Here is a 26,999-nt window from a genome sequence, read left to right on the forward strand (position 1 = left end):
TTCAGGCCCCCGACACGGCTTCGAACTTGGCGGCGTACTTCTTGTCCTCGTCCTCGGTGAGCGCCCTGAACGAGTGCGTCTTGGCCAGCGTCGCCGAGTCCGGGAAGATCAGCGGGTTGGTGGCCAGCTCCGGGTTGATCTTCTGCATCGCTTCCTGCGCGCCCTGGACCGGGCAGATGTAGTTGACCGTCGCGGCCACCTGGGCGGCCACCGCGGGGTCGTAGTAGTAGTCGATGAGCTGCTCGGCGTTGGCCTTGTGGGTCGCCGGGGCCGGGATGAGCATGTTGTCCGACCAGATGATCAGACCCTCCTCCGGCGTGACGAACGCGACCTTCGAGCCCTCCTCGGCGGCGAGCTGGATGACGTCGCCGGACCACGCGATGCACGCCGCGAGGTCGCCCTTGGCGAGGTCCTCCTTGTAGTCGTTGCCGGTGAACTTGCGGATCTGGCCGGAGTCGACCGCCTTCTTGAGCTTCTCGATCGCGGCGTCGTAGTCGGCGTCGCTGACCGTGGCCGGGTCCTTGCCCATCGACAGCAGCAGCAGGCCGACGGTGTCGCGCATCTCGGTGAGCACCGCGACCTTGCCCTTGAGGTCGGGGCGGGTCAGCAGCTCGTCGACGGTGCGGACCTCCTTGGTCACCGCGCCGTTGTAGGCGATGCCGGTGAGGCCGGACTGCCACGGCGCGGCGTGGTTCATGTCCTTGTCCCACGGGCGGTTGCGCAGCGTCTTGAGCACGTTCGCCGTGAAGTTGGGGGTCTTGGCCGGGTCGAAGGGCTGCACCCAGCCCAGGTTCACCACCCGCGAGGCCATCCAGTCGGTGAGCACCATGACGTCGCGGTCGATCGACTGGCACGCCTGGAGCTGGTTGCGCACCTTGCCGAAGAACTCGTTGTTGTCGTTGACGTCCTCGGTGTAGTTGACCGCGATCCCGGTCTTGGCCGTGAACGCGTCGAGCGACGGGCGCTTCTTGTCGTCGGTGGCGTCGATGTAGAGCGGCCAGTTGGACCAGTTGAGCTTCTTCTCGGTCGCCGAGGCGTCGGTGCCGATGCAGGCGGCCTTCTCGGCGTCGTTCTTCTTCGCGGGCTTCGTGCCGCACGCCGCCAGCGTCCCGCCGGACGCGACGACGGCACCGCTGGCCAGCAGGCTGCGAATCAGGGTCCGGCGCGAGAGGCCGGCGGCTTGGTTTCGCACAGGGGCTCCTACGGATCTCGATATCGGTCACCCGAACTGGGGGGCGGTGACCGACGACTGATCCTGACACGGGGTGCCATCACTCACAAGGGATTCCGTTGTCACGATCGGGCCGCACAACGAAAAACGCTATGAAGTCAACGTGAAGTCACGATCGTCATCGCGCCGAAACGCGGGGAGCACAGTCTGCAACGTTTTCCGGGCCGTCGGCAACCCTAACGATTCCGCAGATTGATCGTTGACCAGCCATGGAATCAGTTGCCAAAGCCCGCATGCTGGGTCAGAATCCACAGGTGACCGAGCCCGCCCTCGACGACGTCAACAAGCGCATCATCGAGCAGCTGCAGCGCGACGGCCGCATGTCCTACGCCGCCCTGGCGAAGGTCGTGGGGCTGTCGGAGGCGGCCGTGCGCCAGCGGGTGCAACGCCTGCTGGACACCGGCGTCATGCAGATCGTGGCCGTCACCGATCCCCTCACGCTCGGCTTCGCCCGCCAGGTGATGATCGGGGTCAAGGTCGAAGGGGATCTCCGTCCGGTCGCCAAGGCGCTCGCGGGGGTTCCGGAGATCGACTACGTGGTGATCTGCGCCGGCGGCTACGACCTGCTCGTCGAGCTGGTCTGCACCGACGACGAGCATCTCCTCGACCTCATCAACGACACGGTGCGGAGCATCCCCGGCGTCACCGCGACGGAGACCTTCGTCTACCTCAAGCTCGCCAAGCAAACCTATGCGTGGGGGACCCGATGACCATCGACCAGCAACCCGACGCCGCCGCGCTGGACAACGCGGCGCGCGATCACCTGTGGATGCACTTCACCCGCCTGTCGGACTACGCGGAGAACCCGGTTCCGGTCATCGTGCGGGGTGACGGTGCCTACATCTACGACAGCCACGGCCGGCGCTACCTCGACGGCCTCTCCGCACTCTTCGTCGTGCAGACCGGCCACGGCCGCCAGGAGCTCGCCGAGGCCGCCGCCAAGCAGGCGGCCGAGCTCGCGTACTTCCCGCTGTGGTCCTACGCCCACCCGAAGGCGATCGAGCTGGCCGAGCGGCTCACCAGCCTGGCCCCGGGCGACCTGAACCGGGTGTTCTTCACCACCGGCGGCTCCGAGGCGGTCGAGAGCGCCTGGAAGCTGGCCCGCTCCTACTTCCGCAAGGCCGGCAAGCCGCTGAAGACGAAGGTGCTCTCGCGGTACGTCGCCTACCACGGCACCTCGATGGGCGCGCTGTCGATCACCGGCGTGCCGGCGTTCCGGCAGGACTTCGAGCCGCTGGTGCCGGGCGCCTTCCGGGTGCCCAACACCAACTACTACCGCCGGCCCGACCAGTCGATGACGCCCGAGCAGTTCGGCGTCTGGGCCGCGGACCGCATCGCCGAGATGATCGAGTTCGAGGGGCCCGACACCGTCGCCGCGGTCTACCTGGAGCCCGTGCAGAACGCGGGCGGCTGCTTCCCGCCCCCGCCCGGGTACTTCCAGCGGGTCCGCGAGATCTGCGACCGGTACGACGTGCTGCTCGTCTCCGACGAGGTGATCTGCGCGTTCGGGCGGCTCGGCGAGTACTTCGGGGCCGACCGCTACGGCTACCGGCCCGACATCATCACCTGCGCGAAGGGCCTCACCAGCGGCTATGTCCCGCTGGGGGCGATGCTGGTGTCCGACCGGCTGGCCGAGCCGTTCCTGGAGGGGCGCAACTGGTTCGCCCACGGCATCACCTACGGCGGGCACCCCGTCGCCTCCGCGGTGGCGCTGGCCAACCTCGACATCTTCGAGCGCGAGAACCTCAACGAGCACGTGCGCGCGAACTCGGCGCTGTTCCGGTCCTACCTCGAGCGCCTGCACGACCTGCCGATCGTGGGCGACGTGCGCGGGGACGGGTACTTCTTCGGCATCGAGCTGGTCAAGGACAAGACGACCAAGGAGACCTTCAACGAGGCCGAGTCCGAGGCCCTCCTGCGCGGCTTCCTGTCCAAGGCGCTCTTCGAGGCGGGGCTCTACTGCCGCGCCGACGACCGCGGCGACCCGGTGATCCAGCTCGCGCCGCCGCTGATCTGCGGCGAGGAGCACTTCGCCGAGATGGAGCAGATCCTGCGCGCGGTCCTCACCGAGGCATGGAACCGCCTGTAGCGCGCACGCGGATTCGCCGGCTGCCCGGCAAGGCGGTCCGTGAGCGTTCCGCGCTGCACGCCGTGCTCGACGCGGGGATGGTCGCCCACGTGGCGTTCGTCCACGATGGACAGCCGTACGCGATTCCGGTCGCGTACGGCCGCGACGGGGACTCGGTGCTGTTCCACGGCTCGAGCGGGAGCCGGCTGTTCCGCCTGCTGGCGGGCGGCGCCCCGGCCTGCCTGACGGTCACCCTGCTGGACGGGCTGATCCTGGCGCGCAGCGCGTTCGAGGCGTCGATGCGGTACCGCTGCGCCATGGTCCTCGGCTCGTGCACGGTCGTCGAGGACCAGGCGCCGGCGCTGCGGGTGATCAGCGAGCACCTCACGCCCGGGCGGTGGGACGTGATCCGGCCCCCGTCCCGCAAGGAGCTCGCGGCGACGCTCGTGCTGCGGCTGCCGCTGGCCGAGTGGTCGCTGAAGGTGAGCGACGGCTGGCCCGAGACCTCGCCCGAGGACGCCGGCTGGTCCCCGCCGACCGGCGTGATCCCCATCCGCACCGAGCTCGGTGCGTTCCGGCCGGGCGAGGCGCAATGAGCTTCTGGACGGCGGTACTGCCGCCCCAGCCCCCGCGCCCGGCCCTCGCCGGCGACGAGGATGCCGACGTGTGCGTCGTCGGCGCCGGGTACACGGGCCTGTGGACCGCGTACTACCTCGCCGTGGCCGATCCCTCGCTGCGCATCACCGTGCTGGAGGCCGAGCACGCCGGCTTCGGGGCGAGCGGCCGCAACGGCGGCTGGTGCTCGGCCCTGTTCCCCAAGTCGGTCGGCTACCTGGACCGCGCGTTCGGCCGCGGCGCCGCCCTCGCGCTGAACGCGGCCATGGAGTCCGCCGTGGACGAGGTCGGCCGGGTCGCCTCGGCCGAGGGCATCGACTGCGACTACGCCAAGGGCGGCACCGTGGTGCTGGCCCGCTCGCCGGCGCAGCTCGCCCGGGCCCGCGCGGAGGTCGCCGAGGCCGCGCGCTACGGCATCGAGCTGCACCTGCTCTCGGCCGCGGAGGCGAAGGCGCGCGCGGGCGCGACCGACGTGCTGGGCGGCACCTACACCCCGCACTGCGCCGCGATCCAGCCCGCCAAGCTCGTGCGCGGCCTGGCCGCGGCCTGCGCGCGGCGCGGCGTGCGCATCTACGAGCGGACCCCGGTGACGCGCCTCGACCCCGGGGTGGCCACCACGGCGCTCGGGCGCGTCCGGGCGCCCGTCGTCGTGCGGGCGACGGAGGGCTTCACGCCGCGCCTGCCGGGCCATCGCCGCGTCATCACGCCGCTGTACTCCCTCATGATCGCCACCGACCCCCTGCCGCCGGCGTTCTGGGCGGAGGCGGGGCTGGCCGCCCGCGAGACGTTCGCCGACGGCCGCCACCTGATCATCTACGGCCAGCGCACCGCCGACGATCGCCTGGCCTTCGGTGGCCGCGGCGCCCCCTACCACTACGGCTCGGCGATCGACCCGGCCTTCGACCACGAGCCCCGCGTCTTCGCCGACCTGGCCCGCGTGCTGCGGACGCTGTTCCCGTTCATCGGCGACGAGGTGCCGGTCGCCCGCACCTGGGGCGGCCCGCTGGGGGTGGCCCGCGACTGGATGGCGTCGGTCGGCCTGGACCGGGCGACGGGGCTGGCCTGGGCCGGCGGCTACGTCGGCGACGGCGTCGGCACCGCGAACCTGGCCGGCCGCACCCTGGCCGACCTGATCACCGGCGCCGACAGCGATCTGGTCCGGCTGCCGTGGGTCGGCCACCGCTCCCCGAACTGGGAGCCGGAGCCTCTGCGCTGGCTGGGCATCAACGCGAGCCTGCGCCTGATGACGGCGTCCGACGCCGCCGAGGCCCGCACCGGGCGTCCCGCGAAACGGGCCGAATTGATCTCCCGAATGCTCGGTAACTGACTATTCCGCACCATGCACGCGCCACCGAATGAGCCGATCAGCCCAATCCATCCGGCTCATTCCTTCTTAGAATTCCAGACATGGCTGAGCCGGCCCGGATCGCCGAGATCGCACGGGACTTCGCGGTGCGATCCTGGGCGCTCGGCCGGATCGAGGCCTGGCTGAACCGGGTCGACGGACCCCCGGCCATGCTGCTCACGGGCCGTCCGGGCAGCGGGAAGTCGAGCGTGCTGCTGCAGGCGTGGGCCGGTTTCGAGGCCGTCGGCGAGCACCGCCGGGTTATCGCCACCGTTCTGCGTCATTCCAAGGTCGACAATGCGTTCGACGCGAGTCATCTGCTGGTCCAGATCATCGACCGGCTCAAGGCGGGCACCGATGACGATCATGTGCTGAGTGTTCGCGCGCCCGCCGTCGTCATCGAGAACATCAATCAACAGGTCGGCAGCGCCGAGCGCGTCGCGGCCGTCGCCGTCACCGTGAACGCGACGAACTTCTCCGCCCTCAGCGGGCTCGTGCCCGAGGCCGAGCGGCGCATCCGGGCCACCCCTGCCTCCGAGCCGGCCCTGATCCTGATCGACGCGCTGGACCAGGCCGAGGACGAGGGGGCCGAGGAGTTCCTCCGGGTCCTGAACACGCTGACCGCCGCCGCTCAGGGCACCGGCGTGCGGTTCCTGTGCGCGAGCCGGCGCCGGGGCTCCATCTGGCTCGACCCCGCCCGCAGCGTGACGCTCGATCTCGTCGAGGACGCCGAGGACCTCGACGGGGAGCTGCGGGCGTACCTCGGCCGGCGCTTCGCCGCGGTGCCCGGCGACGACCGCGGGCGCCTGGTCGAGGCGCTGGTCGGCGGCGCCCAGGGCAACTGGCTGTGGGCCACGACGAACGCGGCCGCGCTGGAGGCCGAGATCGCGGCGTCCGGCCGCGTGCCCCAGCCCATCCGGCTCTCGGCCGGGCTGGCCGGGCTCTACGAGGACGGCATCCGGCGCATCCAGCAGCACGTCAGCCGGCCCGCCTGGGAGTCGAAGGTCCGGCCGCTGCTGGGCGCCGTCGCGTGCTCGTTCAGCGGCGGCCTCGGCCCGACCGAGCTGCGCTGGGTCATCGGGCTCGACGACGCCGACCTCGATTCGCTCATCGAGGTCTGCCATCCGTTCGTGGAGCCCGACCCGCGGCGGCGGATTCGGCTCTTCCACCCGGACTTCGGCCGCTGGCTGCTCGCCGGGAACATCGCCGGCATCTCGGAGGCGGCCGAGCACCTGCGCCTGGCCATCGGGCTCACCCGGCTCGGCACGAGCGCCAGCTGGGGCCCCGTCACCGAGGACTACGCGGCCTCGTGGGTGCTGGGCCACTGGTTCTCGCTGTTCGTGCTCGATCCCTTCCACCCGGACGCGGAGCGGCACGAGCGCGAGGTCGAGCGGATCCTCGCCGAGCCCCGCTGGCTGGAGCGGGCCGGGCCGATGCTCGAGACGATCGAGCAGGCGGGCCGGATCGTGCCGCGGCTGCGGCTGCCGGGGCTGGCCCTGCCGCTCTCCGTCGGGTTCCGGGCGCTGATGCACTCCGACTCCGTGAACCGGTACATCGGCGTGCAGGTGCTGTCGGCCCTGTCCATCCAGGACCTCGACGAGCACGCGGCGCTGGCCGGCAACGAGCGCACCGACTGGCTCAAGCAGCGGCTGCCCGACTACCAGGCGCGGGTGTCCCGGGCGATGTGGGGCGGCCTGCTGCGCGGCTACTACCTGGTCGTCAGCGACTCCGGGCGGCTCGAGGTGGCGCTGGCCCCGAGCTGCGTGGTCGACCTGCTGTCCCCGGACTCGGGCTGGCCGAACCCGGACAGCCTGGAGGCGGCGGCGATCGCCCTCGCCGGGACGATCCGGCCCGGCCAGATCCCCGAGCTGCTGAGCCGGCTCGAGGCCATCGCCGCCGACCCCGCCCGGCCGTCGGAGATCCAGCGGGTCGCGTACGTGTGCATCGGCACGGTGCGCCGGGACCGGGCCGCGGGCCGTGACGATCTCATCGCGGCCGTGGCCGCCTTCGTGGCCGCGTGGCGGCTGATGCGGCCCGGCGATCCCAACCTGGTCGACGGCGCGATCAACGTGGCGAACACCGTGCGCGATTTGACCGATCCGGCGCCGGAGCACCTCGACCTGCTGGTCCAGGCCCAGACCGAGATCCAGCAGCTGCGCCGGGCGGGCGACGACCCCGCCTGGCTGCTGTCGCTGAACCTGCTCGGCGACGCGTACCTCGCCCGCGCCGACGCCACCGAGGACGACGACGCCCGCGCCGCGGACCTCGAGGCCGCGCTCGCCGCCTACCTTCCGCCCTGGACGATGGCCCCCGAGGACGACGACCTCCGCCTCGTCTTCGCCATCGGCGTCGCCGACATCCTGCGCCGGCTGCCGTCCCCCTCCCCCGACCAGCGCGACCTGCTGATCCGGGCCCAGACCGAGGTCCGGGACCGCCGCCGCGCGGCGGCCGAGCCGGCCTGGCGCAACTCGGCGAACCTGCTCGGCGACGCCTACCGGGCCCGGGCCGCCACCTGGCCGGACGACCTCGCGGCCGCCCGCGCGTTCGACCTCGGCGCCGCGCTCGACGCCTACCTGCAGGCCTGGTCCGCGGCGCCCGGCGACGACGAGAACCGCCTCATGTTCACCGCCGACGTGGCCGACGCCCTCCGGGAGCTGCCGGACCGCTCGGCCGAGCAGGTCGAGCTGCTGATCGAGGCGCAGACCGAGGTCCGCGACCGCAAGCTCGCGGCCGGCGACCCCGGGTGGGTGCTGGCGGAGAGCCTGCTCGGCGACGCCTACGGCGAGCGCGCCGGGCACCGGTCCGAGGACGACCCGGCCCGCGCCGCCGACCTCGGTGCCGCGCGCGCCTGCTACCAGCGGACCTGGGAGGCTGCGCCCGAAGACGACTCCCTGCGCCTCACCTACGCCGCCGACCTGGCCGACGCGCTCCACGCGCTCGCCCAGCCCTCGGCCGCGGAGCTCGACCTGCTGATCAGCGCGCAGACCGAGGTCCGGGACCGCTCCCGCGCGGCGGGCAGCGCCTCGTGGCCGCGCGCGGCCGGCCTGCTCGGCGACGCCCTCGGCGCCCGCGCCGCCACCCGGGCCGACGGCGACCCCGGCCGCGCCGCCGACCTCGAGGCCGCCGTCGACGCCTACGTGGAGGCCTGGCGGGCGACGGCGGCGGACGAGGGCGAGGACGAGTACGGGGACGATCACGTCGACTTCGCCATCGACGTCTCCAACGCCATCCGCCGGCTGGACGACCCGTCGGCGGAGCACCTGGACCTGCGCATCGCGGCGCAGATCGAGATCCGCGACGCCCGGCGCCGCGAGGGCGATCCGCAGTGGCCGCTCGCCGCGGCGCTGCTCAGCGGCGCCTACCTGGACCGGGCGACCGCCCGGTCGGAGCCGGCCGACGCCGACGACCTCGCGGCGGCGCTCGAGGCCGCCCGGCCGGCCTGGGCCGCGACCGCGGACGAGCCCGAGCACCGGGCCGATGCCGGGGTCGCCCTGGCCAACGCCCTGCTGACGATGCCGGACCACACGCCCGCAGAGCTGGATCTCTGGGTCGCCGTCCAGCGGGAGCTGCTCGGCCTGCGCGTCGCGGCCGACGATCCGCTGTGGCCCCAGTCGGCGAACATCCTCGGCGACGCCTACACGGCCCGGGCCGAGGCCGCGCCCGACGACGACGCCCGCGCGGCCGACCGGGGCGCCGCGCTCGACGCCTACCTGCGGGCCTGGCAGGGCTCGCTCCCGGACGACCCCCGCCGCCTCACCTACGCCATCGACGCCGCCCGGGCGCTGCGCGGGCTGCCGGAGCCGTCGCCGGCACAGCTCGACCTGTGGGTCCGCGTGCAGACGGAGATCCGCGACCTGCGCCTCGCGGGCGGCGACGAGGACTGGCACCAGTCGGCGAGCCTCCTCGGCGACGCCTACACGGCCCGGGCCGAGGCCGCGCCGGACGACGACGCCCGCGTCGCCGACCTCCTCCGGGCGATCGAGGCGTACGACGAGGCGCTGACCGCGGTGCCCGCCGACGACCGTGACCGCCGCCGGGACTACGCGATCATGCTGGCCGACACCGTCCGCGAGCTGCCGCTGCCGTCCGACGCGCTGGTCGACCGGTGGATCGAGGTGCAGCAGGAGATCGTGGACCTGCGGCGCGCGGCCGACGAGCCGGGGTGGGAATCCTCGGCCAACCTGCTCGGCGACGCCTACGCGCTGCGCAGCCGCCGGCGGCCGGACGACGAGACCGCGGCCGTGGACGTCGCGGCCGCGCTCGCCGCCTACCTCGAGGCGTGGCGGGCGGCGGCCCCGGACGACGAGCACCGGGTCACCTACGCGGTCGACGTCGCCGACTCCGTTCGTGAGCTGCCGGCGCCGTCGGACGAGCAGCTCGACGTGTGGATCCGGGCGCAGACCGAGATCCGCGACCGGCGGCGCGCGGCCGGCGATCCGCTGTGGATCAACGCGGCGAACCTGCTCGGCGACGCCTACGCCGCGCGGGCCGACACCCGCTCCGACGAGGCGCTGCGCGTCGCCGACCTCGGCCGGGCGATCGCGGCCTACGACGAGGCGCTCGCCGCGACGCCGGCCGACGACGCGCGCCGGCTCGACTTCGCCATCGACGCGGCCAACGCCCAGGTGATCCACGCCGCGATCGCCCGGCAGAACGGGCGCGCGGCCCTGGACGAGGCCCTGCGCAAGGTCATCGCCGAGGTGACCCGCACGCAGGACGACTACTCCAAGCTCCAGCGCCTGCTGCCGGTCATCTTCGCCCGGCTGCGGCGGCACGAATGGTGGACCTACTCCGGCTAGCTCGACTGGAGAACCCATGGACATCGCGATCATCGCCACCGGGGCCGTCACGCTGCTGGCGCCCTACGTGCGCAAGGCCGCCGAGGAGTACGCCGGGGCGGCCGGGCAGGCGGTCTGGGAGGCGACCCAGCGGCTCTACCGGAGGCTGAAGGGCGCGCTGGCCCCGGACCCGGCGGCGGCCGACGCGATGACCCGGTTCGAGCGGGCGCCGGAGGCCGAGCAGGAGGCCTTCGTCCGCGTGCTCAGCGCCCGGCTGGCCACCGACCCGGACCTGGCCGACCAGGTCGCGGAGTCCATCGCCACGGCCAAGCGGGCGGGCGGCACCGTCCACGTCATCCAGCGGGTGGTCGAGGCCGAGCGCGTGGTCGGGGCCGAGGTGGGCCGCATCCGGGGCGACCGCTCGCTGCGGGTCGACCAGCAGGTCGAGCGGGGCAAGGACGTGCTGGGCGTGCGGATCGACGAACTCTGAGGGCAGGGCTGCTCGGCGAGTCCACGGTGGAGCCGTGAAGAGGAGTGCTCAGCCCTCGAGCTCGTCGGGCGAGACGCCCAGCAGGTTGGCGACCTGCTCGATGATCACGTCGTGCACGAGGTCGGCCAGGTCGTCGTGGTCGGCGGCGCGGAACTCGAGCGGGCGCCGGTAGAGGACGATGCGCGGCGGGACCCCGTGCCGGCCCGGGCGGCCGGGCAGCAGGCGGGCCAGCGGGACCTCGCCGTCCTCGAGCACGTCGGAGTCGTAGACGTTGAGCTCCGGGGGGACGTCCTCGACGGCGAACTCGACGCCCGCCAGCTCCTGGGAGAAGCGCTGCTCCAGCTGCTCGACCGAGTCCAGGACGAGATCGTCGAACATCTCGGCGCGCGTGCGGGACATCGGCAGCGACGCGGGGACCAGCCGGCCGCGCAGCCCCCGGCCGTGCCGGTCGCGACCGCGCCGGCCCGGTCCACTGCGTCGTCGGTCTGGGCTCGCCACGATGTTCAGCGTAGCGCCAGGTTCCCCCCTCGGGCTCGGTGCGGCCGCCGCGGGTCGCCGGGCTCTTGCGACGGTCGCCCGTGCGGGCGTGTCGCCGTGGTCACGTCGGCGTGTCGCGGGCCTTCCGGGACGACGCGGCGGCCTTCGAGCGATACCGTCTGGCCGTGAGGACCCCACGTCGATGCTCGCGCAACGGTTGCCCCCGATCTCCCGTTGCGACGTTGACGTACGTTTATGCCGAATCGACCGCAGTTGTCGGTCCACTGGCCGCGTTCGCCGAGCCGCACTCCTACGACCTGTGCGAGTCGCACGCCCGCGGGCTGACCGCGCCACGGGGCTGGGACCTGGTGCGGCACGAGGGCGAGTACGGTCCGCCGCCGCCGACCAACGACGACCTCGTGGCGCTCGCGGAGGCGGTGCGCGAGGCGGCCCGGCCGGCACCGAACCGCGAGGAGCCCGACCAGCAGCATCCGCTCGGCCGGCGCGGGCATCTGCGCGTCATTCCCCCCGACGCGTAGATTATTCCTCCGAGCGCATAACAATTCCAATAAAAGGGCGCCGACCCCCGAATGGAGATCGGCGCCCGAATTCGAAAATCCGATCCGCTAAGCAGCCCGTCGTTTGAGCTTGCGACGCTCGCGTTCCGAGAGCCCGCCCCAAATCCCGAAGCGCTCGTCGTGCCCGAGCGCGTACTCCAGGCAGTCCGCCCGCACCTCACAGCGCGAGCAGATGCGCTTGGCCTCGCGCGTCGACCCGCCCTTCTCCGGGAAGAAAGCCTCCGGGTCGGTCTGCGAACACAAAGCGCGCTCTTGCCACTCCGGAGCGTTACCCAGCAGGTCGGCCACGACTGGTCGGCCGTCCATCAGCGTGCCTCCTTCTTGCGCACCGGCGTCAATGCCGGCGCAACCCCCCACGCGGAAGGCGCATGTCCTACAAGGTTGCTGTACCTCGGCGCGGTGTTCCATATGTCCGCTTGACAGGTTGTCGGAACCCATCCGGCGAACATCCCCCGTGAAATTACACGCGTGTAATGCGTGCGTCGTCAAGCCGAACCTGCTAAATAGGCCCGCTCGGGCGATCGCCTGCACCCCGTGCCGTACCCATACCGACGAAGCCCCACCGGAGGTAACGGGCGACACGCCGGACGCGCCGGAAGAGTCTCGGAAAGTTTGCTCAAGCCGCGCGCCGCCTGGCCGAACTGCGCCGATGTGCGGCAAGAGCTGAGATCCGACCTCACGGCCCGCCCATGATCCGCCGAGTGCTCCTGGGCGCCGCCGTCTCCGTGATCATGTTCACCGTCGGCGTCGCCAGCCTGGGGTGGAAGCCCTACGTCGTGATGTCCGAGTCCATGGCGCCCTCGATGCACGCGGGCGACCTCATCCTCGTCGACCCGCACGCGAAGTCCGTCGCGCAGTACGAGATCGTCACGTACAACGATCCCCGGGGCCCCGTCACGCACCGGGTCGTGGCCCAGGCGGCCGACGGCGCGCTGACGGTCAAGGGCGACGCGGAGCCGCAGGCGGTTCCGCGCGCGGTCGACCGCGAGCACGTGGTGGGGCCGGTGCGGCTGATCTTGCCGCACGTGGGGTGGCCGGTCCAGCAGGTCCGGACCCACCCCGTGAAGATCGCCCTGGGCGCGCTGCTGCTGGCCCTGCTCGTCCCCGGCCGGCGGATCCTGGGCCTGCTCCTGCTGGGCGCGCTGGTGGCCGGCGTGGCGATGGTGCCGACGACGATCGGCTAGACCACGTTCTCGACCCGGCCGTAGACCGTCGTGCGGCGGCGCACGGGACGGCCGGCGGCCCGGCCGATCGCCTCCAGCTCCTCCTTGGTGCGGGCCGAGCCGTGCTCGGAGCCCGCCATGCGCGAGATGGTCTCCTCCATGAGCGTGCCGCCGATGTCGTTGGCGCCCCCGCGCAGCATCGCGACCGTACCCTCGTCGCCGAGCTTGACCCAGGAGCACTGGATGTTGGGGATGCGCCCGTGCAGCAGCACGCGGGCCATGGCGTGCACGGCGCGGTTGTCCCGCCAGGTGGGGCCGGGACGCGCGATGCCCGCGAGGTAGATGGGCGCGCTGTGGTGCACGAACGGCAGCGCCACGAACTCGGTGAAGCCGCCGGTGCGGTCCTGGATGCCGGCCAGCACCCGGAAGTGGCCGAGCCAGTGGCCGGGGTGGTCGACGTGGCCGTACATCATCGTCGAGCTCGACCGGATGCCCAGCTCGTGCGCCGTGCTCACCACCTCGACCCAGGCCGACGTGGGCAGCTTGCCCTTCGTGAGCACCCAGCGGACCTCGTCGTCGAGGATCTCGGCGGCGGTGCCGGGGATGGTGTCGAGGCCGGCCTCCTTGAGCTGGGTCAGCCAGTCGCGGATCGACACCCCGGCCTTGGCCGCGGCGGTCACGACCTCCATCGGGCTGAACGCGTGCACGTGCATGCCGGGCACCCGCGCCTTGACCGCCCGCACGAGCTCGGCGTAGGCGCCGACGGGCAGCTTCGGGTCGATGCCGCCCTGCATGCAGACCTCGGTGGCGCCCGCGTTCCAGGCCTCCTCGGCACGGTCGGCGACCTGCTCGTACGACAGCCGGTAGGCGTCGGCGTCGCGCTCGCGCTGGGCGAACGCGCAGAACCGGCAGCCCACGTAGCAGACGTTCGAGAAGTTGATGTTCCGGTTCACCACGAAGGTGATGTCGTCCCCGACGGCCTCGCGGCGCAGGTCGTCGGCGATGCGCACCAGCTCGTCCAGCCCGGCACCGTCCACATTGAACAGCGCCAGGGCGGCCGCCTCGTGCTCGGGCCGCAGCAGGGCGCCCGGATCGCTCCCGGCCAGGTCCAGTCCACTGTGGACGTCGGAGTCCAGGCGCTCGGGCGCGGTCTGCGGCACGCGCGTGGCGACCTCGTTCCAGTCGCCGTACACGGTGTCGAAGTCGCCGCGGCGGTCCGCGCTGCGCCCCTGCTCGTCGATCGCGGTGTGCAGGTCGGTGCGGCCGCTGTCCTCGTGCCCCCCGTCCGGCTCCTGCCACGGCCGGCCGACCGGCATCGCGGACTCGTCGGCCAGGCCCGAGTCGCGCTCCATGAGGGCCTCGACGTGCTCCACGAGGCGGGCATCGAGCCACGGCACCCCGCGGCGGGCGTACTCGGGGTAGATCGTGAGGCGCTCGCGCAGGACGAAACCGGCGGCTTTCGTCCTTGCCGCCAGCTCGTCGAGGGCCGGCCAGGGGCGCTCGGGGTTCACGTGGTCCGGGGTCACCGGGCTCACGCCGCCCCAGTCGTCGATCCCGGCCCGGATGAGCAGCGCGTACTCCTCGTCGATCAGGTTCGGCGGGGCCTGGATGCGCGCCTTGGGCCCCAGCACGAGCCGGGCCACGGCGATGCTCGCGGCCAGGTCCTGCAGCTCCGCGTCGGGCATCCCGCGCATGGCCGTGTCCGGCTTGGCGCGGAAGTTCTGGACGATGACCTCCTGGACGTGGCCGTACTCCCGCATCGTCCGGCGGATCGCGAACAGCGACTCGGCCCGCTCGTCCAGCGTCTCGCCGATGCCGATGAGGATGCCGGTCGTGAAGGGCACGCCGACCCGCCCGGCGTCGTCGAGCACCCGCAGCCGGACCGCGGGCTCCTTGTCCGGCGAGCCGAAGTGCGGGCCGCCCGGCTCCGACCACAGGCGGGTCGCGGTGGTCTCGAGCATCATGCCCATGCTCGGCGCGACCGGCTTGAGCCGCTGCAGCTCCGCCCACGACAGCACGCCGGGGTTGAGGTGCGGCAGGAGGCCGGTCTCCTCCAGCACCGCGATGGCGCACGCGCGCAGGTAGGACAGCGTCGAGTCGTAGCCGCGCTCGTCCAGCCAGCGACGGGCCTGGGGCCAGCGCTCCTCGGGCCGGTCGCCGAGCGTGAACAGGGCCTCCTTGCAGCCCTGCCGGGCGCCCTCGCGGGCGATCTCGAGCACCTCGTCGATCTCGAGGTATTCGGCGGGCAGCCGGTGCGGCACCGTCGCGAAGGTGCAGTAGTGGCACCGGTCCCGGCACAGCCGGGTCAGCGGGACGAAGACCTTCTTGGAGAACGTGATGACGCCCGGGCGCCCGGCGTCGGCGAGTCCCGCGTCGCGCACCGCGCCGGCGATGCCGAGCAGATCCTCCAGGGCCGCGTCGCGGGCGCTCAGCAGGACGGCCGCCTCGGTCGGGTCGAGTGTCCGGCCATCGGCCGCCCGCCGCAGGGCCCGGCGCATGGCGTTGCCTTCGGTGCCTCTACCTTCAGGTGTCACCACCGAACTGTAGGCCGCCCGGGGGCGATTCCCGGGTAGGACGGTGTGTGACCTAATACCACCCGTGGCCGCGACTGGGTCGCGGCCACGGCGTTCGAGCGGGACGTCAGTTACCGGGCGGAATCGCCTGGGTGCGCTGGGTTGCCTCGCCCTCGTCGTCCTTCTTGGCGCCCGGCTGCAGGACCGTGGTGCGGTCCGGGTCCGCGGTCTCCTGGGCGGCCGGCTCGGCCGGCTTGACCACGGGCGCCTGCTGGGTGGCGTCGGGGTCGGCCGGGCTGAGCACCGCCGTGCCCTCGTCCTCGGCCGGGGCCGGGTGCGTCGAGTGGCCACCCGGCCAGCCCGCCGAGGCGAACCCGCCGGGCGGCGTCGAGGACTGGGCGTCGGCCGGAGAGGCCGAGACGGGCTCGTCGGCCACCGGGGTCGGGGCCGGTGCCGTGTAGGCGGCGAACGGCGAGCTCAGCGGCGGGCCGGAGGCCGGCTGGGCCGCGGGCGCCGCCGTCTCGGCCGCGGGGGTCTCGGGCGCGGCCGGCGCGGGCGCGGCCGGCGCGGCATACGCGGGGGTCGCGTAAGCCGGGGCCGCGTATCCGCCCGAGGTCGGCTGCGCCGGGTAGCCCTGGGGCTGCGCGGCGACCGCCGGCGTGCCGCCCGTGGCCGGCTGCTGCCAGCCCTGGGTGGTCGGCTGCGGCTGGGCGTAGGCCGGCTGGGCCGGCTGCGGCTGGGCACCCTGCTGCGGCTGGGCCGCGGCGGGCTGGGAGCCGGTGACGTAGCCGGTCTGCTGGGCGGCGTACGCGGCCTGGTGCTGCGCGTACTGCTGGGCGTACTGCTGCTGGGCGTAGGCCTGCTGCTGGTACTGGTAGCCCTGGTACGGCGAGGCGACCGGCTTCGGGGCCGTGTAGGCGCCGAGGTAGAGCCGCGCGGCGAGGAACAGCCCGAGGCCGATGAGCGCGAGGCCCGCCAGGTGCTCGAGGAAGCCGCCGAGCGCCCAGCCGATCGGGCCCTCGCTCTGGAAGTCGCCGATGAGGCCGCCGAGCAGCAGCACGAGGCCGAGCACCGCGGCGATCGCGTATTCGACCATCGCGATGAGCACGACGGTCTTCGCCCGCGGCGTGACCGGCTCGAGGAGCAGCACGAGCACGACCGCGACGATCGGCAGCAGGATGACCTCGAAGCCGATCACGTTGGAGAACGACGCGGTGGCGGTGGCCAGGAACGAGTTGAACAGGCCGGTGAGGACGCGCACGAGCCCCGCGATCAGGATCAGCGCGACGGCGCCGAGCAGGCCGAACGCGGCCAGCTCGCGGTAGGGCTCCAGCAGGCCGCGGGCCTTCTTCGCGTCCGGGGGCGCGACCGGCGCGGCCGGCGCGACCTGGTACTGCTGCGCGGCACCGGAGACGGGGGCGGCCTGGTACTGCTGCGCGGCCCCCGAGACGGGAACAGCCTGGGTCGCCGGGGTCTGATACTGCGCCGCCGCCTGGGGCTGGTAGGCCCCGGTGGGGGTCGGATCGGGTGGCTGGGTGCTCACTGGCTCTCCCGAAATGAAGCGGTCCGTGCAACAGGTCGCCAGCAGCCTAGCTCCCGGCGCCGATTCCCGCGTCCGTGAGAGACCCCCAATGGGGCCGTGACGGCGGTGGGGCAGGATTGGACGCATGCGGATCGTGGTTCTTGCAGGTGGCATCGGCGGCGCGCGCTTCCTGCTCGGGGTGCGCGCGGTGGCCCGGGAGACGGGCGCCGACGTCACCGCGGTGATCAACGTGGGCGACGACGTGACCCTGCACGGGCTACGCATCTGCCCCGACCTGGACAGCGTGATGTACACGCTCGGTGGCGGAGCCGATCCGGAGCGCGGCTGGGGCCGGGTCGGCGAGAGCTGGACGGTCAAGGAGGAGCTGGCCGCCTACGGCGCGGAGCCCACCTGGTTCGGCCTCGGCGACAAGGACATCGCGACCCACCTGGTGCGCACCCGGATGCTGGATGCGGGCTACCCCCTCTCGGCGGTCACCGAGGCGCTCTGCGACCGCTGGCAGCCCGGGATCCGCATGCTGCCGGCCAGCGACGACCGCGTGGAGACGCACGCCGTCGTGGAGGTCGACGGCGCGACCCGCGCGATCCACTTCCAGGAGTGGTGGATCCGCCACCGCGCGCAGATCCCGACCCAGCGGTTCGTGTTCGTCGGGGCCGAGACCGCGAAGCCGGCCGCGGGGGTGCTGGACGCGATCGCGGCGGCGGATGTCGTCCTGGTGGCCCCGAGCAATCCCGTGGTCTCCATCGCCCCGATCCTCGCGGTGCCCGCGATCCGCGACGCCGTGGCCGGGGGCCGGGCGCCGGTCGCCGGGTTCTCCCCCGTCATCGGCTCGGCCCCGGTGCGCGGGATGGCCGACAAGTGCCTGGAGGTGATGGGCGTGGAGGTCAGCGCGGCCGGCGTCGGCGGGCTGCTCGGGGCCCGGTCGCAGGGCGGGGTCCTCGACGCCTGGCTGGTCGACTCGTCGGATGCCGGAGTGGTCGTGCCAGGCCTGCAGGTGCGAGCCGTCCCGCTCTGGATGACCGACGAGGCCACGACCGCGACCATGGTCCGCGACGCGCTCGCCACGGTGGGTGTCGCATGATCCCGTCGCTGGAGGTCCACCCCGTCGTCGGCATCGGCGACGTGCAGCCGGGCGACAACCTCGCCGAGCTCATCACCGGGGCGGCCGACTGGCTGCGCGACGGCGACGTGCTCGTGGTCACCAGCAAGGTCGTGAGCAAGGCCGAGGGCCGGCTGGTCGAGCTGCCGCCCGAGGGGCCCGACCGCGACGCCGCCCGCGAGGCCGCGCTGCGCGCCGAGACCGCCCGCGTGGTCGCCGAGCGCGGCCCGACCCGCATCGTGCAGACGCACCACGGGCTCGTGCTCGCCCAGGCCGGCATCGACGCGTCCAACGTCGACTCCACGCACCTGGTGCTGCTGCCCAAGGACCCGGACGCCTCGGCCCGCGCGCTGCGCGAGGAGCTGCGCGAGCGCTTCGGGCTCGACGTCGCCGTCGTCATCACCGACACCATGGGCCGGCCGTGGCGGCTCGGCCTCGTCGACTTCGCCATCGGCGCGGCCGGCGTCGACGCGGTGGTCGACTACCGGGGGCTGCGGGACGCGTACGGCAACGAGCTCCAGCTCACCCAGATGGCCCAGATCGACCAGCTCGCCGCCGCGGCGGAGCTGGTCAAAGGAAAGACGACACAGGTGCCGGTCGCGGTGGTGCGCGGGTTCGCGCGCGCCTTCCCGCCCGAGCACGGCCGCGGCGCCGCCGAGCTCATTCGCGGGGCCGATGCCGATCTGTTCGCGCTCGGTACCGCCGAAGCCACCGCCCGCGGCCTGCGCGCCGCCGCCGAGCTGCCCGACGCGACCGGCTTCGCCCCGGCCGGCGGCCCCGTGCGCCTGCCCGCCCTGCCGTTCCCGACGACACGCAGCGTGACGGTTCCGGCCAACACCGTGGCCGCCGTGATCGTGTGGTCCCCGGCCGGCGACCTGCGCGCCGCGGCCGAGGCGGGCCGCAAGGCGGAGCGGTTGCGAGCCGTTCTCGCAGCTGACGGGCTTGCGAGCGGCTGGCTGGAGGTCACCGATCCGGCGACGCTGGCCGCCGAGCTGCCCGAAGGCGGTGTGCCCCTCGGCGTGCTCGTCATCGGGCGCGGTAGCCTGCCGTCACTATGACGACGCTGCACGAGGACGCACTGGCGGTGCTGTCGGGCTGGGCGGCTCCCTCGCCGGAGGCCGAGGCGACCCGACAGCGGTTCCTGGATTTCGTACGGCCCGATCCGACCACCGTCTGGCGCGAGCACACCGGCGGCCACGTGACCGCGAGCACCCTGGTCGTGGACGCCAACGCCGAGCGGGTGCTGCTGTGCCTGCACGGCCGGGTCAACCGCTGGATGCAGCTGGGCGGGCACTGCGAGCCGGTGGACAGCACGATCGCGGGCGCGGCCCTGCGCGAGGCGTCCGAGGAGTCGGGCATTCTCGGGCTGCGGGTGAGCGAGGCGCCGATTGACCTCGACGTGCACCATGTGCACTGCTCGGGCGGGTCGTCGCTGCACTACGACATCCGGTATGCGGCGATCGCGCCGGCCGGGGCCGTGGAGCTCGTCAGCGCGGAGTCGAGTGCGCTCGGGTGGTTTGCGCCCGACTCGCTGCCGGAGCCGCTTGCTGATGCTACTGAGCAGCTGGTCGGGCCGGCGTTGGCTTGGGCCAAGCGCTCCTGACGCGTTTCGGGCCTGATCCGGACAAGCACGAGCAGGCGCCAGGGGAAAACGCTCGGGCCCGGACGACGGCGCCCGGGCCCGGAAGCCGGAGCCGCCCTACAGCAGCTCGCTCGAGCCGCGCTCCTTCAGCGAGTCGACCAGCTTCTTGACGTCCTGTGCGCGGGCGCGCGGGCAGACCAGCAGCGCATCCGGCGTGTCCACGATGATCAGGTCGCTCACGCCCACCGCGGCCACCAGGCGGCCCGAGCGCGGCACCACGACCACGCGCTCCGCGTCGTGCATGAGGACCGTCGGCTTCGGGGAGACGACCGGGTCGTCGATGACGCCGGCGAGCTCGACCACCACGTTGCCCGCGGTGTCGGTCTCGAGCAGCTCGCCGAGGGTGTGGAAGTCTCCGACGTCGTTCCAGCCGAAGTTGCCCGGCACGGTGCCGACCAGGCCGGCGCGGCCCGCGCCCTCCATGACGCCGAAGTCGACCGAGATCTTGGTCAGGCCGGGCCAGATCTCGGCCAGGACCTCCTCGCGCTCGCGCGACTCCCAGGACTCGGCGATGCGCCGCAGGCCGTCGTGCAGGGTCGGCTGCTGGCGGGCGAGCTCGTCGAGGAACACGTCCACGCGCCAGACGAACATGCCGGCGTTCCAGAGGTACTCCCCCGAGTCGACGTAGCGCTGGGCCACGTCGAACGCGGGCTTCTCCGCGAACTCGGCGACCTTGCACACGTCGCCGGTGCCCGTGGGCTCGCCGACGTGGAGGTAGCCGTAGCCGGTCTCGGGGTGGGTCGGCGTGATGCCGATCGTCATGAGCAGGCCGTCCCCGGCGCCCTGGATCGCCCGCTGGAGCGTGTCCTGGAAGGCCGGGACGTCGCGGACCAGCTGGTCGGCGGCGAAGGCGCCCATGATGGCGTGCGGGTCGCGGCGGGCGATCACCGCCGCGGCGAGACCGATCGCGGCGCAGGAGTCGCGCGGCGTGGGCTCGACGAGGACGTTGCCCTCCGGCAGACCCGGCAGCTGCCGGGCCACGGCGGCCGCGTGCGCTACGCCGGTGACCACGAACGTGGACTCGGGCGTCGCCAGGCCTTCGAGACGCCCGTACGTCGCCTGGAGCAGCGACAACGGGGTCCCGGTGAGGGCGTGGAGAAACTTCGGATGGCCGGCTCGCGACAGCGGCCAGAGCCGCGTGCCGCTGCCACCTGCAGGAATCACCGCGTAGAACACGCGCCCATCATGCCCGGAAAAGGGGGCCTTCTCACAACTCGGGGGTGTCAATACCATTACCGAAATCGCCCCGTGCCGTTTCGGCGGGTGACATTCGGGGTCGCCCGGGGTCAGTAACCGCGGGGGCCCGCGGCTCTGGCCCAGGCTGCGAGGTGGACCTCGGCGCTGGACTCCCAGGTGAACTCCTTGGCGCGCGCGGCGCCGGCCTTGGCCAAAGCGTTACGTCGCTCGGTGTCGTCGAGCAGTGCCGCAAGGTCGCGGGCGATCTCGTCGGGGCCCGGTCCGGTGTAGGCCACCGCGTCCCCGCCCACCTCCGGCAGGGAGAGCCGCGGCGTGGTGAGCACGGGTGCGCCGCAGGCCATCGCCTCCAGGATCGGCAGGCCGAAGCCCTCGCCGAAGGACGGGTAGGCCGCGACCACCGCACCGCCGAGGAAGCCCGGCAGGTCCGCGTAGCGCAGGTAGCCCGGGCGCAGCAGGCGCAGGTGGCTGGGGACCTCCGCGATGGCCCCGTCGATCTCGTCGTCGTGGCCCTGGCCGCCGGCGACCACCAGCGCGGGCGGGTCCGCCCGGTCACGCACGGCCGAGATCCAGCCGCGGATCAGGCTGGGCACGTTCTTGCGGGGCTCCTTGGCCCCCAGGAAGGCGACGTACTCCGTCGAGCCGAGCCCCAGCCGCGCCCGCACACGGGCCTTCTCGTCCTCGCTGGGCGCGTGGAACGCCTCGGGGTCGACGCCGTGGTAGGCCACGTCGATGCGGGTCGGGTCGGCGTCGAGCAGGCGGATCAGCTCGTCGCGGGTCGCCTTGCTGGGCACGATCACCCGGCTGGCGCGCCGCAGCGACGTCTTGATCGCGGAGCGGAAGAACGTGCGGCGGGACTTGTCGTAGTGCTCGGGCTCGGTGAAGAACGTGGCGTCGTGGACCGTCACCGTCACCGGGCACCCCGCGCGCAGCGGGCACGTGTAGAAGGGCGAGTGCAGCACCTGGGCGCCGACCTGCTGGGCGAGCATCGGCAGGCCGGTCTGCTCCCACGCCAGGCGGGCCGGGCGGTGCGCGGCCGCGGCGGGGGCGGACATGATCCGCGCGTCCGGCAGGAGCCGCCCGTAGCGCTCGGCGTCGGTGCGCTGGCACACGACGGCCAGGTCGGCGTCGAGCGCGCCCAGCGCGCCCAGGAGACCGTCGACGTAGCGCCCCACCCCGCCTCGGTCGGCTGGGACACTCGTGGCGTCTACAAGCACGCGGGGCGGTCGGCCGGGGGTCACGGGGCACTCCCTTTTGAACTCGATGCGGATCTTCGGTGCGACGTCTCGCGGCAAAGCCTACGCCCGATCCGCCGGTGATCGATGTCCACGACGCGACTCGCATCGTGAGTTCCACCCAGGATTCAGCCTGAATCAACTCATGTGCCGGCCGCCAAGTTCAAGTACGAAGCCCTTCGCTGCCGCCGGGAATCGTCCAACTTCAAGTTTTGCTCAATTCAGGGGCATCGGTACGTCGCCGGGCGCTCCGACCTCGTACTTCCCTATCCCCCGCACGTCGAACCGCCCGTCGTGGTACACCGCGAGGTCCGCCCGGCCGTCCCCGTCGTACTGCCCCGGCACCGGCGTGTCGCCCGGGTCGCCGAGGCGCACGGGGGCCTGGCCGGTGATCGTGAACTGCTGCGTCGACGGGGACCACACGGCCGCGTCGAGCCGGCCGTCGCCGTCGTAGTCCGCGGGCACCGCGATCGCGCCGGGCTCGCCGAACTGCCACTCGCGGATCGCGCGGATCGCCCACAGTCCGGTGGACGGGCGCCAGATCGCGGGCTCGGCCCTGCCGTCGCCGGTGTAGTCGCCGGGCACGGGCTGGTCGCCGGCCTGGCCGAGCTGCAGCTCACCGACGCCCTTGATGTACCAGACCCCGTTGGACGGCCGGAACACGGCGAGATCGGCCTTGCCGTCGCCGTCGTAGTCCGCGGGGGCCGGCACGTCGCCGGGCAGGCCCCACTGAGCCACCGAGCGGCCCTCGCCGGTGAGCAGCATCGTCCAGTTGCCGGTGATCGGCGACCAGGTGGCCACGTCGGCCTTGCCGTCGCCGTTGTAGTCGGCCGGCACCGCGATCTCGTTCGGGCCGGACGTGAAGATGGGCTCGGCGATGCCCTGCAGGCGCACCGTGCCGTCGGCCGGGCGGTACGCCGCCATGAGCGACCGCACGGTCTGCGGCTTGACCAGGTCCCCCAGCAGCGCGGCGGCGCGGTCGCGGATCGCCGGCAGGGCGTCCATCCCGCGGGCGCCCGGGCACTCGGTCGGGTTGGTCTGGCGGTGCGGGAAGACGCGCGGGACGGTGACCGTGGTGCCGGTCGGGTACCGCGACGTGGAGCCGCCCCCGGTCAGCGTCACGCTTCCGCGCGGGTCGACGGCCTGGCTGAGTGAAAGTTTCCACGCGGTGTACCGGGCGGCCGACTCCACCACGGCGGGCGGGACGGTCACGGTGGAGTACGTGCCGATCATGGCGATGCCGGCCGTGCCGGTGTTGAAGCCGCCCGCCTGGGCCCCGACCACGGGACGGCTCAGCCCGCCGGCCCGGCCCTCCCAGAGCCGGCCGAACCGGTCGACCAGCACGTTGTAGCCGATGTCGCCCCAGCCGCGGCTGACCGTCTGGTACTGGTAGATCGAGCGCAGGATCTTGGGCACGTCGGCCTCGGAGTAGTCGTTGCCCGTCGCCGTGTGGTGCACCGCGACCGCCTTGACCATCGGCGCGTACTGCGGCCGCCAGTCCATCAGCTGCTCGTTGGCCCCCCAGGCGGCGCGGCGGTTGATGGCCGGCATGAACGGCCGCAGCGCGACCGGGGCGTCCTCGAGCACGGGCGGGGCCGGGGGCGCGGCGTCGGCGGGTGAGTCGGCCGGGTCGATGAGGTCGGCGGCGAGATCGTGCGGGGCCGAACCACCGGTGGCGCTGACGGTGATCTGCACGCCGTCGCTCGGCCCGACCCAGACGAGATCGGAGCCGCCGCGCTCGACGGGGCCGCCGGCCGGCGCGCTCGGCGAGGGCGAGGCCTTGGCGCGCGGCCGGGCGGGCACGCTCACCGGGTCGCGGTCGGCCGCGCCGGCGCCGACGGTCTGCCACGCGCTCCAGGCACCGCCCGGGGTGTGGTGGCGCACGGCGACGCTGACCGCGCCGACGCGCCCGGTCTCGCGCCAGGTGACGCCGACGGCGCTGAAGGGCTCGACGGAGGCGCGGGTGACGGTGAGCGTCCGGCTGCGGGTGGTCTTGCGGTATCCGCCGTCCAGCGGTACGTCCTCGAGCACCCCGTTCTGGGCGCTCACCCCGTCCGCGGGCCGGTCGAAGTCGCCGAGCGGGACGCGGGTCACGCGGGTGGGCACGCCGCTGCCACCGGGGGCCTTGGCCGCCGGGTTGGCCCACTCGACCGGCGCGGTGAGCCCCTCGGCGGCGACCGGGGGCTCGCTCGTGCGGGCCGCGGCGCCGCCGCCGACGGCCCCGGCGGCGAGGAGGGCGAGCGAGCAGCCGGCGAGGGCGAGCAGCCTGCTGCGCCGGTATCGTCGCGTTGCCCAGACACCCATCTCGCTTGCCCCATCTCGCTAGAAATCAGGTGAGATGCTATGGAAGGGATCAATTGGACATATGGGGAATACAGTTCCTTCACTCTTTGCGGCATTTGTGGGGAAAGACCCGTCACTTCCGTTGCTGACGTTCTACGACGACGCGACCGGCGAGCGCACCGAGCTGTCCGGGGCGACGCTGGCCAACTGGGTGTCGAAGACCGCGAACCTGCTGGTCGACGGGTGCGGGCTGGGGCCGGGTGACGTGGCCGCGGTGCGGCTGCCCGCGCACTGGCAGACCGCGGCGGTGCTGCTCGGCGCGTGGACGGCCGGGCTGAGCGTGGCCTACGGGGAGCCGACGGGCGCGGGGGCCGACGTCGAGTTCGCGTCCCTCACGGCGGCGGAGACGGGCGCGCCCGGGCCGGCCGACCGGTACGTGCTCGGCCTCGCGCCGATGGGCCTGCCGATGCGCGGCGGGGTGCCGGACGGGTTCGCGGACTACGTGGCCGAGGTGCGGCAGTTCGGCGACCACTACCCGGGGCCGGTCGGCGGGGCCGGCACCGAGGAGCTGGTCGAGCGCGCGCGGGCGCTGGGCTACCCGGCCGGGCGCGTGCTCGTGGACGCCGTCGCGCACCCCGACCCCGTCGAGTGGCTCGTCGCGCCGCTCGTCGCCGGGGCCAGCATCGTGCTGAGCGTCAACAGCGACCCGGCGAAGCTCGAGCAGCGCGCGGCGTCGGAGCAGGCTACCGCCGTGCTGTGACGAAGTACTGCAGCGACTCCGGATTCACCAGCGCGCCCTTGGCGGCCGCCTGATCCACCGGCGTGCCCGTGAGAATGCGCTTCACGGGCACCTCCAGCTTCTTGCCCGACAGCGTGCGCGGCACGGCCCCGACCTGGAAGACCTCGTCGGGGACGTGCCGCGGCGAGAGCGCGGTGCGCAGCTCCCGGGCGATGCGCGCGCGCAGCGTGTCGTCGAGGGTGACGCCGTCGGCCAGCACCACGAACAGCAGCAGCTCACCCGCCCCGCCCTCGGGGTCCTCCAGGTGGACGACCACGGAGTCCACGACCTCGTCCAGCCCCTCCACGACCGAGTAGAACTCGCTCGTGCCGAGCCGGACGCCGCCGCGGTTCAGGGTCGCGTCCGAGCGGCCGGTGATCACGCACGCGCCGCGCTCGTCGATGGTGATCCAGTCGCCGTGGCGCCACACGCCCGGGTAGGTGCCGAAGTAGGCCTCGGCGTAGCGGCTGCCGTCCGCGTCGCCCCAGAACCCGACCGGCATGCTCGGCATCGGGGCGGTGATCACCAGCTCGCCGAGCTCGCCCACCACCGGGGTGCCGTCCGCCGCGAACGCCTCGACCCGTGCGCCGAGCGCCCGGCAGGCGATCTCCCCGGCCCGCACCGGCAGCAGTGGCGCTCCCCCGACGAAGGCGGTGCAGACATCGGTACCGCCCGAGACCGACGCCAGCAGCAGGTCCTTCGACACGGCGTCGTAGACCCATTCGAAGCCCTCGGGCGGCAGGGGCGCGCCGGTGGAGCCGACCCCGCGCAGGCGGCTCAGGTCCGCGAAGTCCTTCGGCACCAGCCCGGCCTTGCGGCAGGAGAGCAGGAAGGGGGCGGAGGTGCCGAAATACGTGGTGCCGGTCTCTTGCGCCACCCGCCACAGCCAGCCGAGGTCCGGGTGCGCCGGGTTGCCGTCGACCAGCACGACCGCGGCGCCGACGGCGGGGCCGGAGACGAGGTAGTTCCACATCATCCAGCCGGTCGTGGTGAACCAGAAGAACCGGTCCCCCGGGCCGAGGTCGTGGTGCAGGGCGAGCATCTTGAGGTGCTCGAGGAGGATGCCGCCGTGGCCGTGCACGATCGGCTTCGGCAGGCCCGTCGTGCCCGAGGAGTAGAGGACGTACAGCGGGTGCTCGAACGGGACCCCGGCGAACTCCAGCGGCTCGTCGGTCGCCGCGGTGAGCCCGGACCAGTCGTCCCGGGCCGCGTCCGCGTCCCGGTTCAGGTATCCGATGCGCACCACGTGCTCGACCGACGGCAGGGCCGCGCGGATGGCCTCGACCTCGGCGGTGCGGTCGATGGGCTTGTCGCCGTAGCGGTAGCCGTCGACCGCCACGAGCACCTTCGGCTCGATCTGGCGCCAGCGGTCGACGACGGAGCGGGTGCCGAACTCGGGGGCGCAGCTGGAGAAGACGGCGCCGAGGCTGGCCGCGGCGAGCAGGAGCACGAAGGTCTCGGGGATGTTCGGGGCGTAGGCCGCGACCCGGTCCCCCTCACCGACTCCCAGCCGCCGCAGCCCGGCCCGCGCCCGGCGGACCTGCTCGCGCAGCTCGGCGGCGGTCAGCTCGACGGGTCCGCGGGTCTGCGAGCGGGCGATCACGATCGGCTCGTCGTCGGCGACCCCGGGCATGCGCAGGACGTGCTCGGCGTAGTTGAGGCGGGCCCCGGGGAACCACCGGGCGCCGGGCATCGTCGCGTCGGGCAGGGTGTCGGTGGGCGCCACATGCGCGACGACCTCGAAGTGGTCCCAGATCGCGCGCCAGAACTCGGCGGGCTCGTCGACCGACCACTGCCACAGTGCCTGGTAGTCGTCGAAGGCCAGGCCGCGCTCGGCCTCCAGCCGGCGCAGGAATGCCCCGATGCGGGTGTTCTCGCGCACGTCCGACGGGGGTTCCCAGAGCACCTTTGCCATTGGTCCATCTTGCGGTACGCGTGAATGGTCGCTCAGTGTGGGAGAACCCCAT

Annotated in this window: 21 protein-coding genes; 12 read left to right on the plus strand and 9 right to left on the minus strand. The window is 73.2% G+C overall.

Annotated features, from left to right (window positions below; translation table 11 throughout):
* Position 1 precedes the first annotated feature (1 nt).
* Positions 2-1,192 carry an extracellular solute-binding protein gene (locus ACQP2P_RS41815; protein ID WP_433610628.1) on the minus strand — a complete coding sequence of 397 codons (1,191 nt, stop codon included), beginning with the start codon at positions 1,190-1,192 and terminating at the stop codon, positions 2-4.
* A 248-nt stretch (positions 1,193-1,440) separates the two neighbouring features.
* Here ACQP2P_RS41815 and ACQP2P_RS41820 point away from each other — a divergent pair, with 248 nt between their 5' ends.
* The 6 genes from ACQP2P_RS41820 to ACQP2P_RS41845 all read left to right on the plus strand — a co-directional run bounded on the left by ACQP2P_RS41820 (position 1,441) and on the right by ACQP2P_RS41845 (position 10,527).
* Positions 1,441-1,941, plus strand: coding sequence for an Lrp/AsnC family transcriptional regulator (locus ACQP2P_RS41820; RefSeq protein ID WP_433610630.1), 501 nt, complete (start codon positions 1,441-1,443; stop codon positions 1,939-1,941).
* Positions 1,938-3,320 carry an aspartate aminotransferase family protein gene (locus ACQP2P_RS41825; RefSeq protein ID WP_433610632.1) on the plus strand — a complete coding sequence of 461 codons (1,383 nt, stop codon included), beginning with the start codon at positions 1,938-1,940 and terminating at the stop codon, positions 3,318-3,320. The genes ACQP2P_RS41820 and ACQP2P_RS41825 overlap by 4 nt, the downstream gene beginning before the upstream one ends.
* Positions 3,305-3,895, plus strand: a complete 591-nt coding sequence (locus ACQP2P_RS41830; RefSeq protein WP_433610634.1) for a pyridoxamine 5'-phosphate oxidase family protein — start codon at positions 3,305-3,307, stop codon at positions 3,893-3,895. Before ACQP2P_RS41825 ends, ACQP2P_RS41830 begins: the two co-directional genes overlap by 16 nt.
* Positions 3,892-5,241, plus strand: a complete 1,350-nt coding sequence (locus ACQP2P_RS41835; RefSeq protein ID WP_433610636.1) for an NAD(P)/FAD-dependent oxidoreductase — start codon at positions 3,892-3,894, stop codon at positions 5,239-5,241. Before ACQP2P_RS41830 ends, ACQP2P_RS41835 begins: the two co-directional genes overlap by 4 nt.
* A gap of 80 nt (positions 5,242-5,321) precedes the next feature.
* Positions 5,322-10,058: a hypothetical protein gene (locus ACQP2P_RS41840; RefSeq protein WP_433610638.1), complete on the plus strand. Its 4,737-nt coding sequence runs from the start codon at positions 5,322-5,324 to the stop codon at positions 10,056-10,058.
* 16 nt (positions 10,059-10,074) lie between these two features.
* Complete coding sequence (locus ACQP2P_RS41845; protein ID WP_433610640.1) at positions 10,075-10,527, plus strand: hypothetical protein; 453 nt, start codon at positions 10,075-10,077, stop codon at positions 10,525-10,527.
* 48 nt (positions 10,528-10,575) lie between these two features.
* On the opposite strand, the gene ACQP2P_RS41850 is transcribed toward ACQP2P_RS41845, so the two are convergent.
* Positions 10,576-11,025, minus strand: a complete 450-nt coding sequence (locus tag ACQP2P_RS41850; RefSeq protein WP_350612063.1) for a metallopeptidase family protein — start codon at positions 11,023-11,025, stop codon at positions 10,576-10,578.
* Between the two features lie 164 nt (positions 11,026-11,189).
* Here ACQP2P_RS41850 and ACQP2P_RS41855 point away from each other — a divergent pair, with 164 nt between their 5' ends.
* Positions 11,190-11,543 (plus strand): DUF3499 domain-containing protein, encoded by a 354-nt coding sequence (locus ACQP2P_RS41855; RefSeq protein ID WP_350612062.1) that lies wholly within the window; start codon positions 11,190-11,192, stop codon positions 11,541-11,543.
* Positions 11,544-11,630: 87 nt separating this feature from the next.
* Here the strand turns inward: ACQP2P_RS41855 and ACQP2P_RS41860 are convergent, their stop codons facing one another.
* Positions 11,631-11,888 (minus strand): WhiB family transcriptional regulator, encoded by a 258-nt coding sequence (locus ACQP2P_RS41860; RefSeq protein ID WP_033364663.1) that lies wholly within the window; start codon positions 11,886-11,888, stop codon positions 11,631-11,633.
* A 383-nt stretch (positions 11,889-12,271) separates the two neighbouring features.
* On the opposite strand from ACQP2P_RS41860, the gene ACQP2P_RS41865 reads away from it, so the two are divergent.
* A complete protein-coding gene (locus ACQP2P_RS41865) occupies positions 12,272-12,766 on the plus strand; it encodes a signal peptidase I (RefSeq protein ID WP_433610642.1) in 495 nt (164 codons plus the stop codon).
* Here ACQP2P_RS41865 and ACQP2P_RS41870 read toward each other — a convergent pair.
* Together ACQP2P_RS41870 and ACQP2P_RS41875 are read right to left on the minus strand one after the other, a co-directional pair.
* The gene (locus ACQP2P_RS41870) at positions 12,763-15,243 is read right to left on the minus strand and encodes a bifunctional FO biosynthesis protein CofGH (RefSeq protein WP_433619505.1); all 2,481 of its coding nucleotides are present in this window, start codon (positions 15,241-15,243) and stop codon (positions 12,763-12,765) included. The two genes, ACQP2P_RS41865 and ACQP2P_RS41870, sit on opposite strands and share 4 nt — an antisense overlap.
* Positions 15,244-15,385: 142 nt before the next feature.
* Positions 15,386-16,801, minus strand: coding sequence for a hypothetical protein (locus tag ACQP2P_RS41875; protein ID WP_433610644.1), 1,416 nt, complete (start codon positions 16,799-16,801; stop codon positions 15,386-15,388).
* Positions 16,802-16,925: 124 nt separating this feature from the next.
* On the opposite strand from ACQP2P_RS41875, the gene cofD reads away from it, so the two are divergent.
* From cofD to ACQP2P_RS41890, 3 genes are read left to right on the plus strand one after another with little or no spacing between them, the layout of a single operon-like run.
* Positions 16,926-17,882 carry a 2-phospho-L-lactate transferase gene (gene cofD / locus ACQP2P_RS41880; RefSeq protein ID WP_433610646.1) on the plus strand — a complete coding sequence of 319 codons (957 nt, stop codon included), beginning with the start codon at positions 16,926-16,928 and terminating at the stop codon, positions 17,880-17,882.
* Positions 17,879-18,958 (plus strand): coenzyme F420-0:L-glutamate ligase, encoded by a 1,080-nt coding sequence (locus ACQP2P_RS41885; protein ID WP_433610648.1) that lies wholly within the window; start codon positions 17,879-17,881, stop codon positions 18,956-18,958. The genes cofD and ACQP2P_RS41885 overlap by 4 nt, the downstream gene beginning before the upstream one ends.
* Positions 18,955-19,503: an NUDIX hydrolase gene (locus ACQP2P_RS41890; RefSeq protein ID WP_433610650.1), complete on the plus strand. Its 549-nt coding sequence runs from the start codon at positions 18,955-18,957 to the stop codon at positions 19,501-19,503. Before ACQP2P_RS41885 ends, ACQP2P_RS41890 begins: the two co-directional genes overlap by 4 nt.
* Positions 19,504-19,599: 96 nt before the next feature.
* Here ACQP2P_RS41890 and ACQP2P_RS41895 read toward each other — a convergent pair whose 3' ends face one another.
* From ACQP2P_RS41895 to ACQP2P_RS41905, 3 genes are all read right to left on the minus strand, one after another.
* Complete coding sequence (locus ACQP2P_RS41895; RefSeq protein WP_433610652.1) at positions 19,600-20,718, minus strand: mannose-1-phosphate guanylyltransferase; 1,119 nt, start codon at positions 20,716-20,718, stop codon at positions 19,600-19,602.
* A 110-nt stretch (positions 20,719-20,828) separates the two neighbouring features.
* Positions 20,829-21,977 carry a glycosyltransferase family 4 protein gene (locus ACQP2P_RS41900; protein WP_433610654.1) on the minus strand — a complete coding sequence of 383 codons (1,149 nt, stop codon included), beginning with the start codon at positions 21,975-21,977 and terminating at the stop codon, positions 20,829-20,831.
* A 210-nt stretch (positions 21,978-22,187) separates the two neighbouring features.
* A complete protein-coding gene (locus ACQP2P_RS41905) occupies positions 22,188-24,275 on the minus strand; it encodes an FG-GAP-like repeat-containing protein (RefSeq protein WP_433610656.1) in 2,088 nt (695 codons plus the stop codon).
* A gap of 121 nt (positions 24,276-24,396) precedes the next feature.
* On the opposite strand from ACQP2P_RS41905, the gene ACQP2P_RS41910 reads away from it, so the two are divergent.
* Complete coding sequence (locus ACQP2P_RS41910) at positions 24,397-25,014, plus strand: TIGR03089 family protein (protein WP_433610658.1); 618 nt, start codon at positions 24,397-24,399, stop codon at positions 25,012-25,014.
* Here ACQP2P_RS41910 and ACQP2P_RS41915 read toward each other — a convergent pair.
* On the minus strand, positions 24,998-26,947 hold the full coding sequence (locus ACQP2P_RS41915) for an acetoacetate--CoA ligase (RefSeq protein WP_433610660.1): 1,950 nt from the start codon (positions 26,945-26,947) through the stop codon (positions 24,998-25,000). The genes ACQP2P_RS41910 and ACQP2P_RS41915 overlap by 17 nt on opposite strands.
* Between the last annotated feature and the right edge of the window lie 52 nt (positions 26,948-26,999).

The organism is Dactylosporangium sp. CA-139114 (genome assembly GCF_050955725.1).
Classification (GTDB): domain Bacteria; phylum Actinomycetota; class Actinomycetes; order Mycobacteriales; family Micromonosporaceae; genus Dactylosporangium.